Genomic DNA, 22,422 nt, shown 5'->3' on the forward strand with positions numbered 1-22,422 from the left:
ATTGGTAATCATAGCGGTTATAGCTCAGTAAATCCCATGGTGGCTAGTTCTTGGCGGAGTCTTTCGCCTTCTGTGGGATTGATGCCTTTGTAAAGGCCGATCGCCTCTTTAAATGCTTTGAGGCTTTCGGGAACGTTGCCCCCTTTGAGATAGGTAACCCCTAGGTTTTGATAGGCTTGGGCATATTGAGGGTTATATTGTATGGCTTTGCGATAGGCAGCGATCGCGCTGTCGAGTTTTCCCAGCGTCTTAAACGCCATCCCTCGGTTAAAGTAACCGGTGGCAAACGTGGGGTCAATTTCGATGGTTTTCTGGTACATTAACAGGGCATCGCCTAGGTTGCCTTGGGCTTGTAGCAAGTTGCCCAGGTTATTATAGGCTCCCAGTTTTAGGGGCAATAACACCTCTATGGCGATCGCCTTTTTATAATACTTGATGGCTAGGGCAAACTGTTGCAGGCGACTGTATGCCAATGCCAAATGATAATAGAGTTCAAAGCGGACTAAATCGCTCGTATCCTGGGATAGGGCGCTTTCTAAGACCTCAATTCCCTGTTTGATCTCTCCCATTTGGCTGTAGAGCGCTCCCAATTTGCTGCAAGTGTAGGGGTCTCCAGGATGCTCTTTTAAGTAGCTCTCCATGGCTAATTTCGCCCGCTCTGCCTTGTTTTGAGCGGCGATAATGCTGGGTTGATAGCCATAGTGATCGATCGCGATCGTTGGTAAACTGGCAATTTTCCAATTGGGTTCATACTTTAACAACGCTTCGACCGAATCATCCACAATGGCATGATAGGGACGGGTAAATTGTACTTGGGGATGATTGCGAAATAGGCGAGACACCAGGGAATAAGGAGATTGGGTGGCTCCAATTTCATGACGAATGAGGTTAATCACTAAATGTTCTTCTGAAGTTATGGCCTGTTTCAAGGGGTTAATTACGCCAGGATTTAAGTGTTCATCGGCATCTAGGACTAAAATCCAGTCTCCCTGTGCATATTTGAGGGACTCATTACGGGCGATCGCAAAATCATTGCACCATTCAAAATACTCGACCTGTGCCCCCCATTGCTTGGCAATCTCCACGGTGCGATCCGTTGAACCGGTATCTAACACCACCATTTGATCGACCACATCTTTGACGCTTTTCAGACAAGCGGGAAGATTTTCTTCTTCATTTTTAACAATAATGCACAGGCTTAACTTCATAATTAACAATTAACAATTAACAATTAATAATGGGTAATTGGGATTTGATATCATGTCCGGTTAAACAGTTGTCATTGCGACCGAAGGGAAGCAATCTCCAAGATTACCGGGACGGCTGAGATTGCTTCATTCCGCTTCGCTCCATTCGCAATGACATACTATAACTGATCCAACGGACTTGATATGATCCCCCCATCCCCCCATCTCCATCCTCTAGAAGACGGGGAGAATGAGACGTTCAGGGACTCTCGAATTCTTCGCAGTCGCAGACAATGCTACTGAGAAAATCTTTGACAATGGCGATCGGCAACTCTAACTGTACCCCAACGCGATCCACAAAGGCGATCGCATCATTGGCCACTTGTTGCACGCGCTGGCCATCCACATAGAGTCCTTCCGTCGGATATTTCTGCAAGAACTCTAACAGGGAAATCTGGCCATCATCACTGGCAGATAGGGTAACCGCAGAGCGCAGAGCTTGAATATTGGCTTTTCCCGACCGGGTACTAAATAAATAGCCTAATTCAAACAACACATACTCTCCCGGTAAGGAGTAAAACACCCGATCTACAAATAACAAGTTAAGTCCCACGTTATAGGTTAATAACTCGCGCATTTGCTCTGGCTCGGCATTGGCCGAATCAAGAATAAATCGAACGATCGCCGATTGTTCTCCCGTTTCCACAAATTCGGTCAAATCGGCAACCGGAACCGATCGAGAAACGGGGCCATACTTAAACACGACTCGTTCAGCACCGAGAGCTGCGGAACTTCCTAAACACAGACTCGCAGCCGCCGCGCACACTAGGGGACGGGTGCGAACCATCCACTGAGAAACCTGGTGTTGAATGGACTGTATAACTGTAGACATAAGCATTGAGTCTCAAAGGTAATCAACCGGATTTACTCAACGGTGGCGCTGAGACGAGAAAGGTTTGTGAAGCTGACGGACTCTAACACAATGGAATCATCGACTGTATTTTTAATCATAATTCCATCTTCCGTCACTTCCGCCGTATAGCTGCTGGGTTTGCAGGTATTGCTCGCAGGAGTAGAAGCAGAGAGTCCGTCAGTTGTGGGCAGATTACTGGAGTCTTCGCATTCACAGACGATATCTTGCAGGAAGCTTTTGGCCACTTCTAAGGCAGGAATAATCCGCTCGACCAGAGCTTTTGCTTGTAAATAAAGCGGCTCTAAGTTAGTCACATCAACGGTAATAGTTTCGATGGGATAGCGTTCGAGCAAGCTGATTAACGACAGTTCCCCGTCTTCTTCCACGGCTTCTAGGAGGGTATTTTTGACCGCTTCTAAATCCTGGCTACTCGCGGATGAGGCGATCGCCTGATCTAATTTCAGGACAACAAACTCCCCTGTGGAGGTATTTACCAAGTCTCGGAAAAAGTTAGGATTGACTCGAATCGATAAATTCAGGATATCTTGGACTTCCGAGGGGACTTGATCCGTATTGTCTAAGAAGCGCTGTAAATCCGAGGGAATTGTACCATTGCGGGCAAATTCTCTCAGTTCGCGCACCCCTAGGGTGACTTCCTCAGATTTATATTTGAAAATGATCGTATCCGCAGCTTGGGCAGTGGGAGCAAAACACACCAGACTGGCTGCACTGGCTGCGGTTCCCAACAAAGCGGCGATCGCTCCTTGGCGAAAACGATCTAGGGCATTGATGCTAACTCTATCCATCGCGTTCTCCTCAACAGATGTGACTCTATGATAAGCATGATTGGCTCTGCTTGAATCTAAATCCCTTAAAAAATTAAAAATTACGCCCGATCTCAATGACCCGCCCAAAACCTTGATGTACTGTTATAGAGCCTTCCCCTCATTTCCCCATCTTGCCATCCTCTTCAAAACCGGGCGCTTTTCAGGGAAGATAAATAAAGGAGGTTTAAACCCTCCTCTTGCGATCCAATCAACTATAGATTAAGCAACCTTATGAATTCAGTCCTCGCCCCTGAGCAGAACTCAACCCGTGAAATCCCCTTATCTCCTGCCCAGCAGAGTCGTCCTGTGTTTCCCTTTACCGCTATTGTGGGACAGGAAGAGATGAAACTCGCCCTGCTGCTCAATGTGATTGACCCAAAAATTGGGGGAGTGATGATTATGGGCGATCGCGGTACGGGAAAATCGACAACTATCCGCGCTTTAGCCGATTTATTACCCGAAATCGAAATCGTTGCCGATGACCCCTTTAACAGCGATCCCCACGATCAAGAGCTGATGAGTGATGAAGTCAGACAACGAGTGAGCAACCAAGAAACCCTCCCCATTACGCGCCGCAAAGTGATGATGGTAGATCTGCCTCTGGGGGCAACCGAAGACCGGGTATGCGGAACCATTGATATTGAAAAGGCTCTTTCTGAAGGGGTAAAAGCCTTTGAACCGGGATTATTGGCGAAAGCGAACCGGGGGATTTTATATGTGGATGAGGTTAACCTTCTCGATGACCATTTAGTAGATGTGTTGCTCGACTCGGCTGCTAGTGGTTGGAATACGGTAGAGCGGGAAGGGATTTCTATCCGTCACCCAGCCCGGTTTGTGTTGGTGGGTTCGGGAAACCCAGAAGAAGGAGAACTCAGACCCCAGTTATTAGACCGGTTTGGAATGCACGCAGAAATTCGCACCGTGAAAGAGCCAGATTTACGGGTGAAAATTGTGGAAGAACGTTCGACGTTTGATAGTAATCCCAGGGAGTTTTTGCAAGGCTGTCAAACGGAGCAAGAGGCCCTACAAGAAAGATTGGTACAAGCCAGAGAGCGCCTGTCTTCCGTAAATATTGATTATGAATTACGGGTGCAAATTTCCCAAGTCTGTTCGGAATTAGATGTGGATGGTTTGCGCGGTGATATTGTGACGAACCGCGCGGCTAAAGCGTTGGCTGCTTTTGAAGGACGCACGGAGGTCACTGTTGAGGATATTCAACAAGTGGTTACCCTCTGTTTGCGCCACCGTCTGCGGAAAGATCCTCTAGAGTCTATTGATTCTGGCTACAAAGTGCAAAAGGTCTTTTGCCGTGTGTTTGGATTAGCCGAACCCGAAGCTTAAAGCTGACAGAACAGAAGAGGTCGGGGCGAACTATTGTTCGTCCCATTCCCCTATTCTCGGTTATTCCCGGTCTTCAATCCAACTCGATCGCCAGGCAGATTCAGCTTGGGCGATCGCATATTCTTTTTGTTTACGCTGATAGTCTTGCCCCCTAGAGCGCAGGCGATCTTGTAAATGCCGCAGTTGATTTCGGTAGCTCGTTACCCTCGGATCGCTAAACTCAATATCTGATAGACGCAGCTTCACTACCAAGATTTTCAGAGGCAGGGAAAAAGGCAAAAGGGCGATCGGATCGAGTTCATCGTCCTCATCTTCATCTTCATCTTCATCTTCATCGTAGTCCCCCTTCTGCAAGCCAATAATCACGGGAGGAATGGAGTCTTGATGTTGTTTGAGCAACCGTTCTGGTAGTTCCATTTGCCCCTTAAAATCTCCTTGTCTCCTGGGATTGAGAAAGTTATCTGCTTCCAGGACTAAACTTAAGATATTGGGGACACTGGGGGCAAGAGACTCGTGAGCGCCCATGGCCTGTTTCGCCAGCTCTAAGAGAGTTTGCGGTACGTCTTCGGTAAAAATATGGGCCGCCCTCAACACTTGATTGATTTCCTGGGAAAAGAAGTCTAACTGCTCGAAGATTTCTTTTTCCACGTTTTCCTGCCATTGGGCCAGAGCTTGCGGCGTTTGGATCACAGGAGGTTCTTCTTCTGACTCTAGAATGCTCAAGTCGGAAGATTGAGGTTCAGAATCGGCTTCTGAATTTTCTTCCTCTTCTTCCTCTGAAGAAAAGGTTGGAGAGGCTTGTAGAGGTCTACTGACGATCGCCCGAATTTCCCCTTCTGCTTTTTGAGCTAAATCCTTAATCGCTTCCTGTAACTGCTGCCTTCTGCTTAAGGAGAGTGCCAAAAATTCTTGAGGATATCCTTGAGTACAGATATGATAACTCGCTAAAATCAACTGTTGGCGCACTGCCGGCCCCAAGTGTTGGGTATACTTGCTATAGACTTGGTAAAATTCTTCTGCTAAAGAGGCGATCGCGCTCTCCAACTCCTCGATCTCTCCTTCGATTCGCTGTATGGGTCTAGCCATAATTATACGTTTACTCTAAGTTTTTCCACGGATTACGCCTTCATAGAGTAAAGGAGCGTAACCCTTTACGCCCCTTATCCAGCGAGCAGTTTAGCTGTATCAAGGGTTTAGAGAGGCGGGTTGCCTCTCTAAACCCCTTCATTGATTATTTACCACTCGCTTGTGCTGCCACTTCTTCCGCGAAGTTGCTCTCTTCTTTCTCAATGCCTTCACCCAAGACAAAACGAGCAAAGCGGCGCACCTGAATATTTTCACCTAACTGGGCTATGGTCTCGGTCACCAATTCACCGACCGTTTTGGTCTGGTCTTTAATATAAGCTTGATCCAGTAAGGTTAATTCCTTCAGACGTTTTTCAATCCGCCCAGCCACAATTTTTTCCTTAATGTTATCGGGTTTCTTGGCTAAATCTTCCCGTCCCATCTCAATGGCTTTTTCTTTCTCAACCATCTCTGGGGGAATATCCTCTATGCTGACATACTCAACATTGGGATAAGCGGCGATTTGCATGGCAATATCGCGCACCAGAGTTTGGAACGCCTCCCCACGAGCCACAAAATCCGTTTCACAGTTGACTTCCACCAGAACGCCAATGCGACTCCCGGTATGGATATAACTATCCACCAAACCCTCAGCCGCTACACGAGAGGACTTTTTACCGGCGGAGGCAATCCCCTTTTTACGCAGCCATTCTGAGGCTTTTTCCAGGTCTCCATCCGTTTCTTTGAGCGCTTTTTTGCAATCCATCATGCCAGCGCCTGTTTTTTCTCGTAGCTCTTTAACCAGTTTTGCTGAAATTTCTGCCATGTTAATTCCGATTCTCGATTACACCAAAGTGCTTACGCACGGCTGATTACTCTTTCATGATAGGGCCATGATAGGCTCTCAAGAGGATATCTAGTCTTCGTTCCCCTCATTCTCATTATCATCCCCATCTTCATCGTCATCAAAGTCTTCATCGTCATCAAAGTCTTCCTCCGCATCCGGATAATCATTGGAGTCGTCTGCATAAACTTCGCCATGATGACCTTCATAAATTGCATCTGCCAGTTTACCCACAATCAACTTGATCGAGCGAATCGCATCATCATTAGCTGGAATGGGATAATCAACGGTATCCGGGTCACAGTTGGTATCGAGTAGGGCCACAATCGGAATATTCAGTTTTAGACATTCCTGAACCGCGTTATACTCCCGCCGTTGGTCAATCACCACTACAATATCGGGCACTTTACGCATCGTCTTGATGCCGCCGAGGTATTTTTGCAGTTTACCCATTTCCCGACGCAATACAGAAGCTTCTTTTTTCGGGCGCAGATCTAAAGAACCGCTATTTTCTAGGCGTTCGAGTTCTTTTAAGCGTTCTACCCGATTTTTAATCGTTGCCCAATTGGTCAGCATTCCCCCTAACCAGCGCTGATTAATATAGTAAGCGCCACAGCGAGAGGCTTCTTGGGCAATAATTCCGGCTGCTTGCCGTTTGGTTCCCACAAACAAGACTTTTCTACCTTGCTCAGACATGGTACGCATGTACTGATAAGCTTGTTCGATTTTCTGGGCAGTTTGTACCAAATCGATAATATGTACGCCATTGCGGGAAGTGTAGATGTACTGCGACATCTTCGGATTCCAGCGACGGGTTTGGTGTCCGAAATGAACTCCAGATTCTAATAACTGAGCGAGTGAAACAACGGGCATAGGGTTTAATTCTCCTTTCGGGTTTATCCTCCATCTAGGTAGATTGATTTCCAGTCTGGAAACACCCGAACCTCCTAGATGTGCGTGTTTAGACAACCTTACTATTAAAGCACAATTGACGTGCATTTACCACAAAAAGCCCCAATAGTTTCAAGAGTAATGCAGATGACGTTAACGGGTGGGTTACCCAATCAATGGGGTGCAGAAAACACCTGAAAGATTTTTCTGCACCAACTAACGGGTTTTACATCAGAACTTGTGCGCGTGAAGTACCTCCATCACGTCACACACATAGATGATGCCCGAATAATCCTCGAAAAACTGCGATGAAACCTCATCGGAAATTTTCACCGCCATCTCCCGATTGGGGGTAAGTACCTCGAACTTTACATTCGCGTAAGTGTCGCCAACGCTAGGTTGTCCCGACGATCGCACGCCGCGACTGCCTTTACCGCCAGCAGGCACCACCGTATAACCGGTGGCCCCGGCTTCATCGATGATCTTGCCGACCTTTTTGAGCAGTACCTTTTCCGTGACAATCACGAGCTTGCTCGCTTTCTGGGTCATAGGAGTTACCTCTTAATTCATTCTGCGATAACAATTCAAGACTCTATGGTTGTGCCTTGAATCATAATTTTTAAGTTTATGCCAAACGACTGCCCTCTGTTGAGAAAGATTAACTCAGATTAGCGGAAGCGTTTGATAAAAAACACTTATCTTTTCGGCGTTATGCCCCCATTCAGGATCAAACCGATGAGACGTGAGTCAGGGGACTATAGGTGTAAATCGCAAAACAAAAGAAAAACTTATCAGTTGAATTTGACATTACTTTGGAAATTCATGGGACGGAGTGCAAAAATCTGTCCATTTTAGGATAGACTGAAATACATAAAATTCAAGTCTTAATAGATTGGAATCTATGGAAGGTAGGGCAAAACAGCTATAACCTTCCAGCTTAGTTCGGAGAGCAGCTATCTCTGAACACCCTGTGAACAGGTTCTCCTGTAACGCCTGTGCTGTAGGGGTGAAGCCCTTCACCTTTACGTTATTGAAGCTCACTTATCACAATAATCAACCCTCATAGAAGAGGTGGAAGGAGGTATTCATGGATTTTTTATCCAATTTCTTTACGCTTTTCCTGGGGAAATTGCAGTCCCCAACACTCGGCTTTCTAATTGGTGGTATGGTCGTGGCCGCCGTCAATAGCCGACTGCAAATTCCAGATGCGATCTATAAGTTCATCGTCTTCATGCTGCTCATCAAAGTCGGATTGAGCGGCGGTATTGCCATCCGCAATGCCAATCTGTTAGAAATGCTGTTGCCCGCAGCTTTCGCCGTAATCCTAGGTATCCTTATCGTGTTCATCGGGCGCTACACATTAGCCCTGCTGCCGAACGTTAAAGTCGTGGATGGCATTGCGACTGCGGGGTTGTTCGGTGCAGTGAGTGGCTCTACCCTCGCTGCTGGCATCACGATACTCGAATCGGAAGGCATGTCCTACGAACCCTGGGCCGCTGCACTGTATCCCTTCATGGACATCCCAGCGCTTGTGACGGCGATCGTCTTGGCCAGCATTTACGTCAGCAAGCAGAAGCAGCGCCAGGCTGAAGAGGAGCAGCGCAGCAAGCAGGAGTATCTCGGCGAGCAGGAGTATGGCGGCGAGCAGGGCGGTACAGCAGTTCTTAGTAAGCGGCGCGGTTCCGCAAACCAGCGGGTTCGGATCTGGCCCATTATCCAGGAAAGCCTCCAAGGTTCTGCCCTATCAGCACTGTTGCTCGGCCTCGCTCTAGGCCTGCTAACCCGGCCAGAAAGGGTTTATGAAACCTTCTTCGATCCTGGCTTTCGCGGCCTGCTTTCGATCCTGATGTTGGTCATGGGTATGGAAGCTACAGCAAGACTTGGCGAGCTGCGTAAGGTGGGCCAGTGGTACGCTCTATATGCCTTTATTGCACCTCTGCTGCATGGATTCATTGCTTTCGGTTTGGGCATGATTGCCCACTACGCCACAGGATTCAGCCTTGGCGGTGTCGTACTCCTAGCTGTTATCGCTGCCTCCAGTTCAGACATCTCAGGGCCACCGACTTTACGAGCTGGTATTCCGTCGGCTAATCCCTCCGCGTACATTGGCTCGTCCACAGCCGTCGGTACACCAGTGGCGCTGGCTTTGGGAATACCGCTCTTCATCGGACTTGCCCAGGCGCTGGGTGGCTGATTCCAGAACCGTTGCGATCGGCCGCGCTCCTGCCCGGCCGACCAACGCGGTAGCTATGATATAGCATCTAGACCGCTTTTCCCTCTTCACCCTTTACTTTTGAGTGCTATCTATGGAACCCTTATCCTCAAACCCTTCTCCTCGCTGGGGCAGTTGGTTTAATGGAGACCACATTGTTCGTGTCCTGGAACTGGTACAGGACTTAATTGTGATTTCATTGTGCATCGGCCTGTTTAGCTTCATGGTCATGCAACTGCGAGAGATGTTTCTGTCCCTGTTGCCCCCTTTGGACTTTCCACGGGTCACTGCCGATATTTTATTCTTGCTCATTCTAGTAGAATTGTTTCGATTGCTGATTATTTATTTAAAGGAGCATCGAGTTTCGATTGGAGTTGCAGTGGAAGTCTCGATTGTTTCGGTACTGCGAGAAATCATTGTCCGAGGAATTTTGGAAACCCCGTGGATGCAGGTCATGGCGGCCTGTGCTTTTCTGATTGTGTTGGGAGCTTTATTAGTCGTCCGTGCTTGGATTCCGCCGACCTTTGATGGCGTTGACCCAGAGGAACAGGTATCCCAGCGTCACCGGATACGCTTTGGTCAAGCCTTGTCTGAAAGAGACGGTAAACTCGATGCTCAATCCTTATCAACCTTGAAGTAAGCTAGACATCAGGCTACGTGCATTGAATCACTGCAATTGATCGCAAACCAAAACCCTTACAGCACCTTGCTTGCTTTATGAGGGACGCTACCTGTCTAGACAAAACACGGCAACCAAAAAGCCGGGGCATGACCCCGGCTTTTTGGCTTTGATGGGTTGGGTTTTGAGTTGAGTCGTGCTGAATCCCTCATAGCCCAGAGACTTTATGCACAATCTATGATTTACTCTTACTATTCGATATTTTTAGGATACTTATAAAAAGTATCAAAAAAATATTATTAAATACATAGTGTTTCATCTATGTACTAAGAGAGAGCTAAAAGTTTGTTTTCTGTATATTAATACACGATATACAGGGTTTGCTATTAAGGAAAACCGGTTTAACAATGAAAGTCTTTAACCGAATCAATTTGAATAACTTACAGGGGGATATCTTTGGCGGTCTCACCGCTACGGTAATTGCCCTACCGATGGCCCTGGCCTTCGGGGTCGCTTCTGGTGCAGGGGCCCAAGCTGGACTCTATGGTGCAGTTTTGGTCGGCTTATTTGCGGCCTTGTTTGGGGGAACGCCTACCCTGATTTCTGAACCTACCGGGCCGATGACGGTCATTATGACTGCTGTGATTGCGGGCCTAGTTGGCTCCTACGGTCAAGAGGAAGGTCTGGCCATGGCCTTTACTGTGGTGATGATGGCTGGGGTTTTTCAGATTCTCTTTGGAGTCCTCAAGTTAGGGAAGTATGTCACCCTAATGCCTTACACGGTAATCTCTGGGTTCATGTCTGGGATTGGTTTAATTATGATTATCCTGCAATTGGGGCCCTTCCTAGGTCAGGCTTCTCCCAAAGGGGGTGTGATTGGAACCATTACCTCTCTACCGGATTTAGTTACCAATATTCAACCTACAGAATTAATTTTAGCGTTAATCACTGTTGCGATTCTCTTCTTAACTCCGTCGAAAGTTAAGCGTTTAGTTCCTCCCCAATTGATTGCTTTAGTTGTGGGAACGATTATCTCGGTTACTCTCTTCGGAAATGTAGAATTACGGCGGATTGGTGAAATTCCTAGCGGTTTACCGAGTATCCAATTACCGATGTTCAGTGTTGATTCTCTCAGAACGATGTTGGTTGATGCTCTCGTTCTGGCGATGCTCGGATGTATTGATGCCCTCTTAACTTCTGTGGTTGCTGATAGTTTAACCCGTACCCAACATGACTCTAATAAAGAGTTAATTGGTCAAGGTTTGGGTAATATTATGTCCGGTTTATTCGGAGGGATTGCCGGTGCTGGGGCGACGATGGGAACGGTCATCAATATCCAAACGGGAGGACGCACGGCTCTTTCTGGCGTGATTCGTGCGGTTACTTTACTCTGTGTGGTTCTGTTTGCTGGTGGATTAACCCAAAGTATTCCTTTGGCTGTATTGGCAGGGATTGCCCTGAAAGTGGGTATTGATATTATTGATTGGGGCTTCTTGAAACAGGCTCATAAGGTTTCTTTGAAAGGGGCCTTAATTATGTATGGGGTGATTGGGTTAACGGTTTTTGTAGACTTGATTGCTGCGGTTGGTGTTGGGGTCTTTATTGCTAATATCTTGACGATTGATCGTCTGACTGAACTTCAGTCTAATGATGTGAAGACGATTACGGATGCTGATGATGCAATTTTGCTCAATGATGAAGAGAAAGAGCTTCTCGATCGCGCAAACAACCGGGTGTTACTGTTCCACTTAAGCGGGCCGATGATTTTTGGGGTGGCTAAGGCGATTTCTCGCGAGCATACGGCCATGGAAGACCATGATATCCTGATTGTTGATTTGACGGATGTGCCGGTGATGGGGGTTACGTCTTCTTTAGCGATTCAAAATGCGATTGAAGATGCTCTGGATGAAGGTCGTCAGGTGATGATCGTGGGTGCTACGGGTAAGGTGAAACGACGGTTAGAAAAGTTGGGTGTGTTGGCAAAGTTGCCTCCCCATCATCTGTTTGTAGACCGCACGGAATCTTTGCGTCAGGCGATCGCATTACTCAACTCTGAAACCTATGAGTCTGAAAGCGATCGCGCTTCTGATATTGAGTCTTCCCCTGATTTATCCCGTCCTTCGTTGAACAATTGAATGGATAAGGGGCGATCGGTTCTCTTAAAAGTCCCGATTAATCAGGCCTGTCCTATTCGCCTTTTTCTTGCGTTTCAAGTCCGACAGGCAAGGAAAAGGCGATATTATTGGGTTTGGGGGAACCATTTCTGGTTGAGAGACTCAATCCAATCTTGTTCTTGTAATTGCAACAAGTGAACATTGATCTGTTCGGTTAGGGGACTTTCTTGGGGAAAAACAATGCCATAGTATTCCTGATTCAACAGAGGGAGCAGTAGACGGAATTCAGGGTTGTTGGAGGCATGGTATCGCAAGGTGGGCGCATCGGCGACAAATCCACGAATCTTGCCTTCTCTTAGGGCTTGATACCCTTGTTCGTAGGAGGCAAAGGGAACCATTTTCATGGGTTGTTGGCGCACAAATTCAGCGGCCGTTGTTTCACCGACAACGCCAACGGGATTCCCGTATAAATCTTGAATCGTTGAGGCAGCTCTGAGACGCTGGGCGGTTAAAGAAGAGGTGAAATACCCGACGACAAATAGGCTGACAAACATCCAAAATATGGCAACTAAGCGCCCTACAAATCCGACAGGACTTTTGTCTCCATACCCGACGGTTGTCGCAGTGACCAATGACCACCAGAGGGCTTCCCAGATTCCCTTTAGATAGGTTTTGGGAAACATATCGGGATTGTGGTGGCGCTCAAAAATCCAGAGAAGGTGGGCAGAAATGAGGGAAATTCCGAGTAAAATACCGATCGCTCTTAGGGCTTCTGGAGAGCTGATATAAGACCATAGAATGAGCAGGGGTCGTCGGCGATTATCCCTGACCATGACTTGTAGGCCTGTGGGATAGTAGGGATGGGAGAAATCTAGGGTTTGTTCTCGGTCGGCGGTAATGGTAAAGGCGGCGATCGCCAAATCGACTTCTTCTGCTTCAACGGCTGCTAAAACTTCGCCAACGGAATCAAAAATCACCCATTCATACTCTAGGTTCAGATCGTTTGCCACTGTTTGCCAGAGTTCAATGCTATAGCCAGAGGGATCGCGGTCGGATTCCATAAACACGAAGGGTTCAACGGATTTTGTCCCTACTTTTAAGACCGGGGAATCGGTGTTTTGGGCTAGAGCAACCCCACTGAAGCTACAATTGAAGACCAGTAGACTGATGCTGCTAATGAGCGATAATAGGTTCTGTTTCATCCAAACGGGGATTAATGGGCACTGCTTTTGCGAAGGGCGAGTTGAATCGCTAGGGCCACTAATCCTACCGTAGTCAGGGCAAATACGCCAGTCGCTAATAATCCCATTCCCATGACTAGGGTACGGACGGCTGCGCCAATATTGAGGGCGATCGCATTTTTAGTGGCTAGGGGTTTTTCTGCAAAGGTCTGGATAATGGATAGGGAGAGGAAATAGAGAAAGTAGGCGATCGCTCCACTCATGAGTGCCCCAGTGAAACAGCGCACTGGGGTAACCTTGGCAGAAATGGAGCTGTTCTTGTTCTCCTCGGCGGTTGATTCGTTCTCATTCATAAATCTATTCACTCACTTTAATGCCTGTGGGGGAAAACTGAGCCACCCAAAAGTTCAGATCTGGGTGATGTAAGTCTTGTTCAATGTAAGCTTTTATGCGGTCGGCTTCCGACTGGGATTCGGTAAGGGCAAAGACGGTAGACCCGGAACCGGACATGAGTGTACCTAGGGCCCCAGCTTCCATAAACCGTTGTTTGAGGCTAACCAGTTGGGGATATTCGGGTAAGACAATTTTTTCAAAATCATTCCGCAATTCTTCGGTAATGATGGCATGATCCTTACTGGCGATCGCCCTCACCATGGCCCCAGAATGGACTTTTTGACCGTAGGCTTCAATATGTTCCGGGTCGCGAATATAGGTCTCTTCATAGGTGGCACGATAGGTTTTATACGCCCAAGCGGTGGATATCTTCACGCTGTCATACTTGGCTAACACCACATACAATTGATCCAAATCTGGCAGAGGTGATAATTTTTCTCCCCGTCCCGTGGCTAGAGCGGTTCCCCCTCGGATGCAAAAAGGCACATCTGACCCTAACCCAGCCCCTAACTGTTCGCATTCTCCCTGGGTTAAGCCCAAATTCCATAATAAATTGATTCCCACAACTACAGCAGCCGCATTACTCGACCCTCCGGCTAACCCAGCGGCCACGGGAATTCTTTTTGTAATATAAATATTAACACCACCGTATCGAGCAAAGGCTTCGGGAAACTCGGAGCGCATTAACTCGGCTGCACGGTAGGCTAAGTTGCTGGAGTCGCTGGGAACGTCGGGATGGTTGCAGGTGATGCGAATACTATCTGTACCAGAGGGTTCGATATGAACGCGATCGCACAAATCTACACTTTGCATGATCATGGCTAATTCATGATAACCATCGGCGCGATCGCCGACAATCTCCAGGTATAGATTAATTTTCGCGCACGCTAATAGGGTATATGAACGCATGGTTTAGGAGTTGGGGGTGAGGGGTTCGATATAGCGGGCATTTTCCGGCAGATCGGATAATTTTTGCCCTTGGGTTCTCGCTTGGAACATATACAACCCCAAAGGAGTATTCACTAAGTCTACAATATCAGCCCTCCCTAAGAGCATTTTGGTGCTGGTAATAGGGACTTCTTTGAGCATCCAGCGCACCGTCCGATAGAGGGTTTCTTTGAGCGTTAGGGGACGCATCAAGTCTACCCCATGGAGTTGATGCAGATAGCGGTTCGACTCCCCATAGCGATACCATTGTTTTTGCAGTTCCTTCAGGGTGCGACGGTGGCGATGTTTGACGGTTGCATCGGGGACAAACTCATATTTGCAGTCGGTTTCGCGCAAGATACGCCAGCACATATCCGCATCTCCTCCGGTGGTTAAATGGGGACGGAATAAGCCGACTCGATCGAAAATAGAGCGACGCACGGCTAAGTTGGCGGTTTGTCCATAGGGACAGAAGGGGTTAGCAAGGGTATGTTTTTGGGAGAGGGTTTCTTGGCGATCGGCGTGTTGTTCCAGTAGAGTATTACCAGAAAGAGCGATAATTTCGCCAATGGATAACCCAATGTCTGGCTTGGCAAACGGTTGAACTAGGTTTTCTAACCATTGCGGTTGGGGACGACAGTCAGCATCGGTAAAGGCGAGAATGTCATACTGAGCGGTTTTAATGCCCAGGTTTCGCGCTGCATAGGAGCTTTGGATCTGGGTTTGACTGAGGGGTTTGAGGTTGGGTAAGTCGGAACTTTGCAGAATTTCGGCGGTGCGATCGCGGCTCCCATTGTCTACAATCAGATATTCTAGGCGATCGCTTGGATAGGTCTGATTCCGAAACCCCTCCAACAGCTCCGGCAAGTCCTCCTCACCGTTATACACCGGCACAATAACCGAAACTTGGGGAAAAAAAGGCGCGTTCATAATGTCTGGGAAATGGATACAGCAATTTCATTTAAGTCCCTCTCCCGTGGGAGAGGGATTTTCCGCAAAGCGGACATGAAAGGGAGAGGGCAAGATCTTAGCGATCCACATTATGATTGGATCGAGAACAGAGTTTATCTCAGGACACGGGTCATGATGCCATCTATTGTAGAGACAACCGGCGAACAACAGCTTATCCTTCCTGGATGTCACAATTGGCAGCAGTTCAAAACTATGCAAATCTGGGTAGAAGAGATCCCTGGTTTAAAGGTTCGTTATGTCGATGGCTATATTCAGTTTATGACCACCAGCCGAGAACACGAACGGATTAAGAAATTAATTGCGATTTTATTAGAAGTCTATTTCTTTGAGATGGGGATTCCTTTTTTCCCCGTCGGGAATGCCACCTGCGAAGCCGAAGAACGAGGTGCTTCATTTAGTCCCGATGAATCCTATTGTTTTGGAGAAGATAAAGAATATCCCGATTTAGCCATTGAAGTGGTTTTAACGAGCGCTGGCATTGATAAGCTAGAAAAGTATCGCAGATTCAGTATCCCAGAGGTTTGGTTTTGGCAAAACGATCGCCATCATATCAATTAAAAATTAAAAATTTTCATGTCGGCGACAGCCGAAAAAATTAAAAATGAGTTTTGGTCGTTACAGCAGTTTTCGCTGCTATGGGGTACATTTGAATCACCCTCAATCTGCCCTTATACAAGACTCAGAGGGACTTTCTTACTCATTACTCATTACTCATTACTCATTACTCATTACTTAAGAGCGCAAAGCGCTGTAATCCCAATTCATATAGACTTGCGCCAGGCAAACTATGACAAAAACCATTATTGGCATTATGGGCCCGGGTACAGGAGCCAGTCAACGGGATCTCGAACATGCCTATACCCTCGGTCAACTGATTGCCCAAAACGGTTGGATTTTACTCACCGGGGGGCGAAATGCGGGAGTCATGGCAGCCGCGTCTCAGGGGGCGAAATCTGCTCAGGGACTCACCATCGGCATTCTACCAACTGCGGATAAAACTGGCATTTCCAACGCGGTTGATATTGCCATTCTTACGGATTTAGGCAATGCCCGCAATAACATTAATGTTCTCTCTTCTGATGTGGTGATTGCCTGCGGAATGGGACTCGGAACTGCTTCCGAGGTTGCCCTGGCTCTGAAAAATCAAAAATCGGTGATTCTCTTAACGGATAACCGCCAAGCCTACCCTTTTTTTGCCCAATTTTCCCCTAATTTAGTTTATCCTGTAGATTCTCCAGAAGCGGCCATTTCCCAAGTGAAACAGTGTCTTTAAATCCTAGCCGGTGTATTGGGGAAACAATCATGTATTCCTTCTGATGCTGAGAGTTTCCCCTGCAAGCCCTTACTCATCCTTTAACCCCGGTCGAGCCATGGGAGCAATTCTTAATTGACTCACATAGCGCAACATCATCGCTCCAGCAACGGCGATGATTAAGCTGATCCAACCAACTCTCTGATTTAAGAGTAAAAACCCGCCTACGGCGAACATTGCGCCAAATAGAATCAAGCTGGCGGCGGTGACTTTGAGTAAATCTTGGGGTAAGCTTTGTGCGGGTGGTAATCCCGTGCGCGATCGCACTTTTCGCCAGCCCGGGCCGCCAGGTCGCACTAACCGATAGAATTCATCTAGGGTGCGATCGGACTCTGGAGGGGTGAGGAGCATGGCAGCTACCCAGCAAACGCCGCTAATACCAGCCGTCACCAATAAGCGGAGACCGAAATCTTCGATGGTTAATACGGGTACAACACTGGTGGTTAATCCCACGACAAAGCCACCCACCATGGAGGCTAATTCAGCAGCCGCATTGATGCGCCACCAAAACCAGCGTAGAATCAGGACTAATCCTGGCCCGGTTCCGATCGCAATCACCAACCGAAACACGGTGGCTACGTCTTGGGAATAGAAGGCGGCGATCGCCCCTAAAACCGTTACCATAATCGAAGAAACACGACCGACTAGCACTAACTCCGACTGGCTAGACTCCGGGCGGAAAAAGCGTAAATATAAATCATTGGTTAAATAGGATGCGCCCCAGTTAATCGAGGTCGAAACCGTACTCATAAAAGCTGCCAGCAGAGAAGCCACCACTACCCCCAACAGGGCTGGAGGCAAGAAATCTAACATTAATTTCGGATAGCCTAACTCTGGATCTTCGAGATTGGGATAAATCACCAGAGCCACCAGCGCCACTAAAATCCAGGGCCAAGTGCGGATTACATAGTGCAAAATATTGAAAAACCAAGCCGCCTTTTCCGCTTCCGCTTCATCTTTCGAGGCTAACAACCGTTGGATAAATTCCCCACCCCCATCACTGCGCCGAAACGCCCACCATTGGATCAGCAGATACGCGCCAAAGGTACTTAAACTGAGGCTTGCGGCTTCTCCATTCAGGGGAATAAAGGCCAGAATATCCGTATCTGTCCGTTCTTGCAGCAAGGGAATTAACTCATGAATACCGCCAATATGACTAACGGCAATCACTGCCACGGCGATCGCCCCAAATAACCCTAAGAAAAACTGGAAAAAATCCGTCGCCACCACGCCCCAGAGTCCAGAAATTCCGGCATAAAATAGGACAAATAAACTCACCCCCACCACGCTCCAGAGTTTCAGATTCTCCCCCGGTTCGATACCCAAACTTTGCCACAATTCCAGGGCATCAATCACCTTAACCATGGCCAGCATCGCGTACCCAATACCGATACAATTAATCGGAACGGCAAACAAAAAGGCCTTCACTGCCCGTAAAATTGCCGCCATCGATCCCCCGTAGCGAATCTCCGTTAGCTGGGCATCCGTCACCACCCCCGATCTGCGCCACATCCGCGCAAAGATATAAATCATCACCACATGGGCAATACCAAAACTCCACCATTCCCAGTTCCCCGCAATGCCGCGACTGGCAACGACTCCGGCAATGTAGAGGGGAGTATCAATGGAAAACGTTGTGGCTGCCATACTGGTTCCAGAGAGCCACCAAGGGAGCGATCGCCCCGACACAAAAAACGCCTCTAATCCCTCCGAGGCTTTCCCCGATAGATATAACCCCAACCCTAACGTTAAGACGAGATACAACAGAACAATCAACCAATCAATTAGAGCCATAGACCTCTGGCAATAGCGGCGCTCTTAATCTTATATCAATTAAAAATTAAAAATTAAAAATTAAAAATTAAAAATGGGTAATATAGCTAGTCTAAATAAGTTGTGCAACGGGAAATGCCCTCTCCCTCAATCCCTCTCCCACGGGAGAGGGACTTTTTCCCCCTTCTCCCTTCGGCTTCGCTCAGGGCAGCGCCTGCGGGAGAAGGGGGTAGGGGGATGAGGGGCTTCTCGATCCCAGCGATCCCAGGAAACTTACGCAAAGCGCTTGTAGTCTTAATTAAAAGAAGTCACAGGATAATTCACATCAGGAGGTCACTGTGGAAACCATTCTTTTTGATGGCGCGTTAAATACTCTCCCCACCGAACAAGGCTACTTGTTTTTACAGGGTAATGGCTCTTCGCAAGCGGATGTCCTCAGTAACAATCGGGTCACGGTCAACACTCACAACGGCCCGCCCTCTTTAGGGTACGTCAACTATAGTTTGCTGCAACTCCCCTTCCCAGTTAACAGCTCTCCTCACGTCAACCCTTTCAACGCCCGATTTCCCGTCCTCAACCCGACAGAGGGCTATACCGTATCCTTTAACCTCGCCCTCGACTCAGAGCAGAGTTCCGATCCCAATCAGGCTGGTTTAACCCTGCTGGTGGTGAGTGATAAGGAAGCTGGTGAAATCGAGTTCGGGTTTACCGAAACCCAAATTTTTGCCAAAAATGCTGATTTCATCCCCGGAGAATCCGTTAACTTTAATACTCAAAGTGCAACCGACTATGAATTAGCAGTCAAGGATCAGAGCTATACCCTTTTGGCCAATGGACAACCGATCCTAAGCGGGCCCCTTCGTAACTATGGGGTGGGTGAAACCAATACCTATTCATACCCGAATTGGTTTTTCTTAGGAGATAACACAGATCAAGCCAGTTCAATATTTTCCCTCGGCTCCCTATCCATCGAAGTTGCAGACGGTTTAACGGAGTCCCTACTCCCCACGAGGGGAACGGTGTTAACCTCAAGTCCCTCTCCTTTCCCCCTAGAGCGTCGGGTAGGAACAGAGGGCCACGATCTGATCATTCCCTCGATCAACCCTTTAGCCCGAAATTATTCTATTGTTAATCTGTTCGGGGGTCTTTGGGCTTTAGAGGGAGATGACCGAGTATTTGGTTCACCTTTTAGTGAAATCATTCTGGGAAATGAGGGTGAGGATCAATTGTGGGGTGGGGGAGATAGCGATCGCCTGTTGGGAGGACAAGGTAATGATTTCCTCTTTGGTGGCCTGTTGCACGATCTGCTACGGGGGGATCTCGACTCCGATCGCCTTTGGGGAGACTCAGGCAATGATACCTTGCGAGGCGGCCAAGGCAATGATACCTTGCAGGGGGGAGCCGGCCAAGATTTCCTCGTGGGAGATTTAGGCTTCGATTTGCTCATGGGGGGTGAAGAGGCCGATACCTTGGTCTTGCGCTACGATGAAGCCAACAACAATCCCGGTTTGGTCGATCAAATTCTCGATTGGAATGGCAATGAAGACCGCATCGGTCTCACGGATGGCTTAACTTTCTCGGATCTAGACTTGGATACTACGGTCAATGTGGGCGGAACCTTGGCCCTAGATACGGTGATTAAAGTTCGTGCCACCGGACAAAGTTTAGGCACTCTAATCGATTACAGTTCTGGATTAAGTGCCGACCATTTTACCTCCCTTTCTCCCTCAGAGATGCAAACGGGAGCTGATGTCTTCAATCCCCAAATCATGCCCTATATACCGCCATCGTTGTTTCCTGATGTGATCTATATTCCCAATATTGTCCCACCCATCCCCCAATAAGGATTCAGAGGAGAAATGGTTAATCTTCAATAACAGTAGAATCAGTCTCCGTATTTTTTTCCATTCCCTGTTCATCCGGGCGATCGCCCCCCAGAGTGGCAGAATAGTGAGTATCCTTATCATCTGAAGGGGTTTCATCGGCATAAAAGCGATAGAAGAGGGTCGTATCTTCAAACTCATGCTCATCCAAAACATGATGAAAAATCCCCATATCGACCATCATTTGTCCCATCATGACCGATTCCATACGGGTGGCTTGTTCGTGTTGCATTAGCCACTCCACCACTTCAGTCCCGGTAAAACAGTGAGAAAAGACTTTTAAACCATAGCGGCGATCGCGAATAGACAGACCTTCCGGGCCCCGCATTCGTTGAATGATATCTTCCCAATCATATTCGGGCTGAATTTTAGGGGGTTCGGGTATGGGGACAGGGGAGGGTTGCCAATTCTCTCGCCCTTGCTGTTTTAACCAGGTATCGGTAACTTGTTCGAGTCCAGGGAGTTTAAGATGTAAATCTCGTTGAGGAAAGGGAATTTCAATGCCATAGTATTGCAAATACAGGGCCATGTGATGGAGTAAATGGGTTCTCACTTTCGGTTGTTTCAAGGGGTCTCGAATAAAGACCACGATGCGAAAATTAAGGGCACTCTCTCCAAAACCTCTAAATTGGGCTTTCGGTGGGGGATGGCGGAGAATTTCCGGGTGGGGAAGTTGGGCAACGGCCAGCAGGATATCATGAACCCGTTGCATATCCGAGCCATAGGCCACATCCACATATACTTTCAGACGGGTTAAACCGGTACGATTCCAATTTTGCACTTCTCCTTCAATAAAGCGAGAGTTGGGAACCATGATCGTCACCCGGTCAATGGTGGTCATTTCGGTCACTCTGGGGCCGATGCGTTGCACCAAACCTTGAAAGTCTCCCACTTGCACCAGTTCTCCCACTTGGATGGGTCGTTCAAAGATCATAATTAGGCCGCTAATAAAATCTTTGACGATGTTTTGTAGACCGAACCCAATCCCCACACCGAGGACACTAATGACGATCGCCAAGGAGCTAAAGTCTACCCCACTGAGGGTGAGAATGAGCAGAAATCCAATAAACAGCAGACCATAGCGAATAAAGGAGGCGATCGCCTGTTGGGAATGGCGATTGACTCCCACCAGGGGGACAATTTTGGCCTTGAGAACTTCGGTAAAGGAGTTAGTCAGGAATATTAAGGCGATCGCCATTACTCCAATTAACAGTAAATTATTCAGGGATAAGGCCCGTTCTCCGACGGTAAAAATTTGCGCCGAAAACAGATTCCGCAAGAGAATATAGGTACGATAGAGCCAGCGACGACTGAGGGGAAAAAGATTGGTGACATAAGAGATAAAGATCAGCCAAGTCGCCACTTGTAACAGGATCAGGGCTAAGATTTTCCAGGAGGTTTTAATCAGCTCCCCATCCTGGTTTTTTTGTCGTCGTAACCGTCTTTGTAGCCAAAACCAGAGACATTGCAGGGCGATCGCCACACCACTGGCAATCAGGGCCATTTTAATTGCCCAGGCTCTATAAATCGGGGTTCGTTCCCGGCGAGCGCGTTGCAGAGCTTGCTGAATCTCATTTCGCCAAATTTGAGCCTGTTCTAGGGAGGGATGCCCTGGCATCATATCCGATTCACTGACCGAGATCAGGTGACGGTTATTCACTTGCAGACTGACTTGGCCGTTATGCTCAACAATTTTGACTTCAGGCGGGGTATTAGTGGCGATCGCCCCATCCAATTTTTCCTGTAAGAGCTGATTCACTTGCTTGGCTCTTTCCTGAGCGCTAAAATTCCCAGACGCTTCTACCTCAAATAACTCATAACCATCCAATACAATTGGAGCCTTACTAGCCACCGTTGCCGTTGATGGCGTTTGTCCCCATCCTGGTAAAGATAGAGTCATTCCCCATATCACCAAACCCAATACACCGATCCACAGCAGTGGAACTAAACCGCGTCTGCTTCTTGTCT

20 protein-coding genes are annotated in these 22,422 nt (G+C 47.9%); 7 read left to right on the top strand and 13 right to left on the bottom strand.

The annotated features are described in order from the left end of the window. Positions 1-17 precede the first annotated feature (17 nt). The 3 genes from PMG25_RS18695 to PMG25_RS18705 all read right to left on the bottom strand — a co-directional run bounded on the left by PMG25_RS18695 (position 18) and on the right by PMG25_RS18705 (position 2,906). Positions 18-1,208: a tetratricopeptide repeat protein gene (locus PMG25_RS18695; protein ID WP_283768410.1), complete on the bottom strand. Its 1,191-nt coding sequence runs from the start codon at positions 1,206-1,208 to the stop codon at positions 18-20. A gap of 238 nt (positions 1,209-1,446) precedes the next feature. Next, positions 1,447-2,079, bottom strand: coding sequence for an alpha/beta hydrolase (locus PMG25_RS18700; RefSeq protein WP_283768411.1), 633 nt, complete (start codon positions 2,077-2,079; stop codon positions 1,447-1,449). Positions 2,080-2,111: 32 nt separating this feature from the next. After that, the gene (locus PMG25_RS18705; protein WP_283768412.1) at positions 2,112-2,906 is read right to left on the bottom strand and encodes an alpha/beta hydrolase; all 795 of its coding nucleotides are present in this window, start codon (positions 2,904-2,906) and stop codon (positions 2,112-2,114) included. 252 nt (positions 2,907-3,158) lie between these two features. Between PMG25_RS18705 and bchI the strand changes: the two genes are divergently transcribed. After that, a complete protein-coding gene (bchI, locus tag PMG25_RS18710) occupies positions 3,159-4,268 on the top strand; it encodes a magnesium chelatase ATPase subunit I (RefSeq protein ID WP_283768413.1) in 1,110 nt (369 codons plus the stop codon). 60 nt (positions 4,269-4,328) lie between these two features. On the opposite strand, the gene PMG25_RS18715 is transcribed toward bchI, so the two are convergent. From PMG25_RS18715 to PMG25_RS18730, 4 genes are all read right to left on the bottom strand, one after another. Then, positions 4,329-5,354, bottom strand: coding sequence for a hypothetical protein (locus tag PMG25_RS18715; RefSeq protein WP_283768414.1), 1,026 nt, complete (start codon positions 5,352-5,354; stop codon positions 4,329-4,331). Between the two features lie 145 nt (positions 5,355-5,499). Next, the gene (tsf, locus tag PMG25_RS18720) at positions 5,500-6,159 is read right to left on the bottom strand and encodes a translation elongation factor Ts (RefSeq protein ID WP_283768415.1); all 660 of its coding nucleotides are present in this window, start codon (positions 6,157-6,159) and stop codon (positions 5,500-5,502) included. A gap of 90 nt (positions 6,160-6,249) precedes the next feature. Then, positions 6,250-7,050, bottom strand: a complete 801-nt coding sequence (gene rpsB, locus PMG25_RS18725) for a 30S ribosomal protein S2 (protein WP_283768416.1) — start codon at positions 7,048-7,050, stop codon at positions 6,250-6,252. 249 nt (positions 7,051-7,299) lie between these two features. Then, complete coding sequence (locus tag PMG25_RS18730; RefSeq protein ID WP_283768417.1) at positions 7,300-7,617, bottom strand: P-II family nitrogen regulator; 318 nt, start codon at positions 7,615-7,617, stop codon at positions 7,300-7,302. A gap of 538 nt (positions 7,618-8,155) precedes the next feature. On the opposite strand from PMG25_RS18730, the gene PMG25_RS18735 reads away from it, so the two are divergent. The 3 genes from PMG25_RS18735 (at position 8,156) to bicA (ending at position 12,034) form a co-directional block, all read left to right on the top strand. Then, on the top strand, positions 8,156-9,262 hold the full coding sequence (locus tag PMG25_RS18735) for a sodium-dependent bicarbonate transport family permease (protein WP_283768418.1): 1,107 nt from the start codon (positions 8,156-8,158) through the stop codon (positions 9,260-9,262). Positions 9,263-9,374: 112 nt separating this feature from the next. Then, on the top strand, positions 9,375-9,920 hold the full coding sequence (locus tag PMG25_RS18740) for a phosphate-starvation-inducible PsiE family protein (RefSeq protein ID WP_283768419.1): 546 nt from the start codon (positions 9,375-9,377) through the stop codon (positions 9,918-9,920). Between the two features lie 386 nt (positions 9,921-10,306). Beyond that, complete coding sequence (gene bicA, locus PMG25_RS18745; protein ID WP_283768420.1) at positions 10,307-12,034, top strand: bicarbonate transporter BicA; 1,728 nt, start codon at positions 10,307-10,309, stop codon at positions 12,032-12,034. 104 nt (positions 12,035-12,138) lie between these two features. Here the strand turns inward: bicA and PMG25_RS18750 are convergent, their stop codons facing one another. From PMG25_RS18750 to PMG25_RS18765, 4 genes are read right to left on the bottom strand one after another with little or no spacing between them, the layout of a single operon-like run. Further along, positions 12,139-13,215, bottom strand: coding sequence for a transporter substrate-binding domain-containing protein (locus PMG25_RS18750; RefSeq protein WP_283768421.1), 1,077 nt, complete (start codon positions 13,213-13,215; stop codon positions 12,139-12,141). A gap of 11 nt (positions 13,216-13,226) precedes the next feature. Next, positions 13,227-13,547 carry a DUF3082 domain-containing protein gene (locus tag PMG25_RS18755; RefSeq protein WP_283768422.1) on the bottom strand — a complete coding sequence of 107 codons (321 nt, stop codon included), beginning with the start codon at positions 13,545-13,547 and terminating at the stop codon, positions 13,227-13,229. A 4-nt stretch (positions 13,548-13,551) separates the two neighbouring features. Next, positions 13,552-14,496 carry a 4-(cytidine 5'-diphospho)-2-C-methyl-D-erythritol kinase gene (ispE, locus tag PMG25_RS18760; protein WP_283768423.1) on the bottom strand — a complete coding sequence of 315 codons (945 nt, stop codon included), beginning with the start codon at positions 14,494-14,496 and terminating at the stop codon, positions 13,552-13,554. A 3-nt stretch (positions 14,497-14,499) separates the two neighbouring features. Beyond that, a complete protein-coding gene (locus PMG25_RS18765; protein ID WP_283768424.1) occupies positions 14,500-15,444 on the bottom strand; it encodes a glycosyltransferase family 2 protein in 945 nt (314 codons plus the stop codon). Between the two features lie 153 nt (positions 15,445-15,597). On the opposite strand from PMG25_RS18765, the gene PMG25_RS18770 reads away from it, so the two are divergent. Next, positions 15,598-16,044: a Uma2 family endonuclease gene (locus PMG25_RS18770; RefSeq protein WP_283768425.1), complete on the top strand. Its 447-nt coding sequence runs from the start codon at positions 15,598-15,600 to the stop codon at positions 16,042-16,044. 229 nt (positions 16,045-16,273) lie between these two features. After that, positions 16,274-16,759, top strand: coding sequence for a TIGR00725 family protein (locus PMG25_RS18775; protein ID WP_283768426.1), 486 nt, complete (start codon positions 16,274-16,276; stop codon positions 16,757-16,759). Positions 16,760-16,828: 69 nt separating this feature from the next. Here PMG25_RS18775 and PMG25_RS18780 read toward each other — a convergent pair whose 3' ends face one another. Further along, a complete protein-coding gene (locus PMG25_RS18780) occupies positions 16,829-18,592 on the bottom strand; it encodes a sodium:solute symporter family protein (protein WP_283768427.1) in 1,764 nt (587 codons plus the stop codon). A gap of 317 nt (positions 18,593-18,909) precedes the next feature. On the opposite strand from PMG25_RS18780, the gene PMG25_RS18785 reads away from it, so the two are divergent. Further along, on the top strand, positions 18,910-20,415 hold the full coding sequence (locus PMG25_RS18785; protein ID WP_283768428.1) for a calcium-binding protein: 1,506 nt from the start codon (positions 18,910-18,912) through the stop codon (positions 20,413-20,415). A gap of 19 nt (positions 20,416-20,434) precedes the next feature. On the opposite strand, the gene PMG25_RS18790 is transcribed toward PMG25_RS18785, so the two are convergent. Further along, entirely contained in the window at positions 20,435-22,354 is a 1,920-nt protein-coding gene (locus PMG25_RS18790) for a mechanosensitive ion channel domain-containing protein (protein ID WP_283768429.1), read from the bottom strand. Between the last annotated feature and the right edge of the window lie 68 nt (positions 22,355-22,422).

Source organism: Roseofilum capinflatum BLCC-M114, assembly GCF_030068505.1.
GTDB lineage: Bacteria > Cyanobacteriota > Cyanobacteriia > Cyanobacteriales > Desertifilaceae > Roseofilum > Roseofilum capinflatum.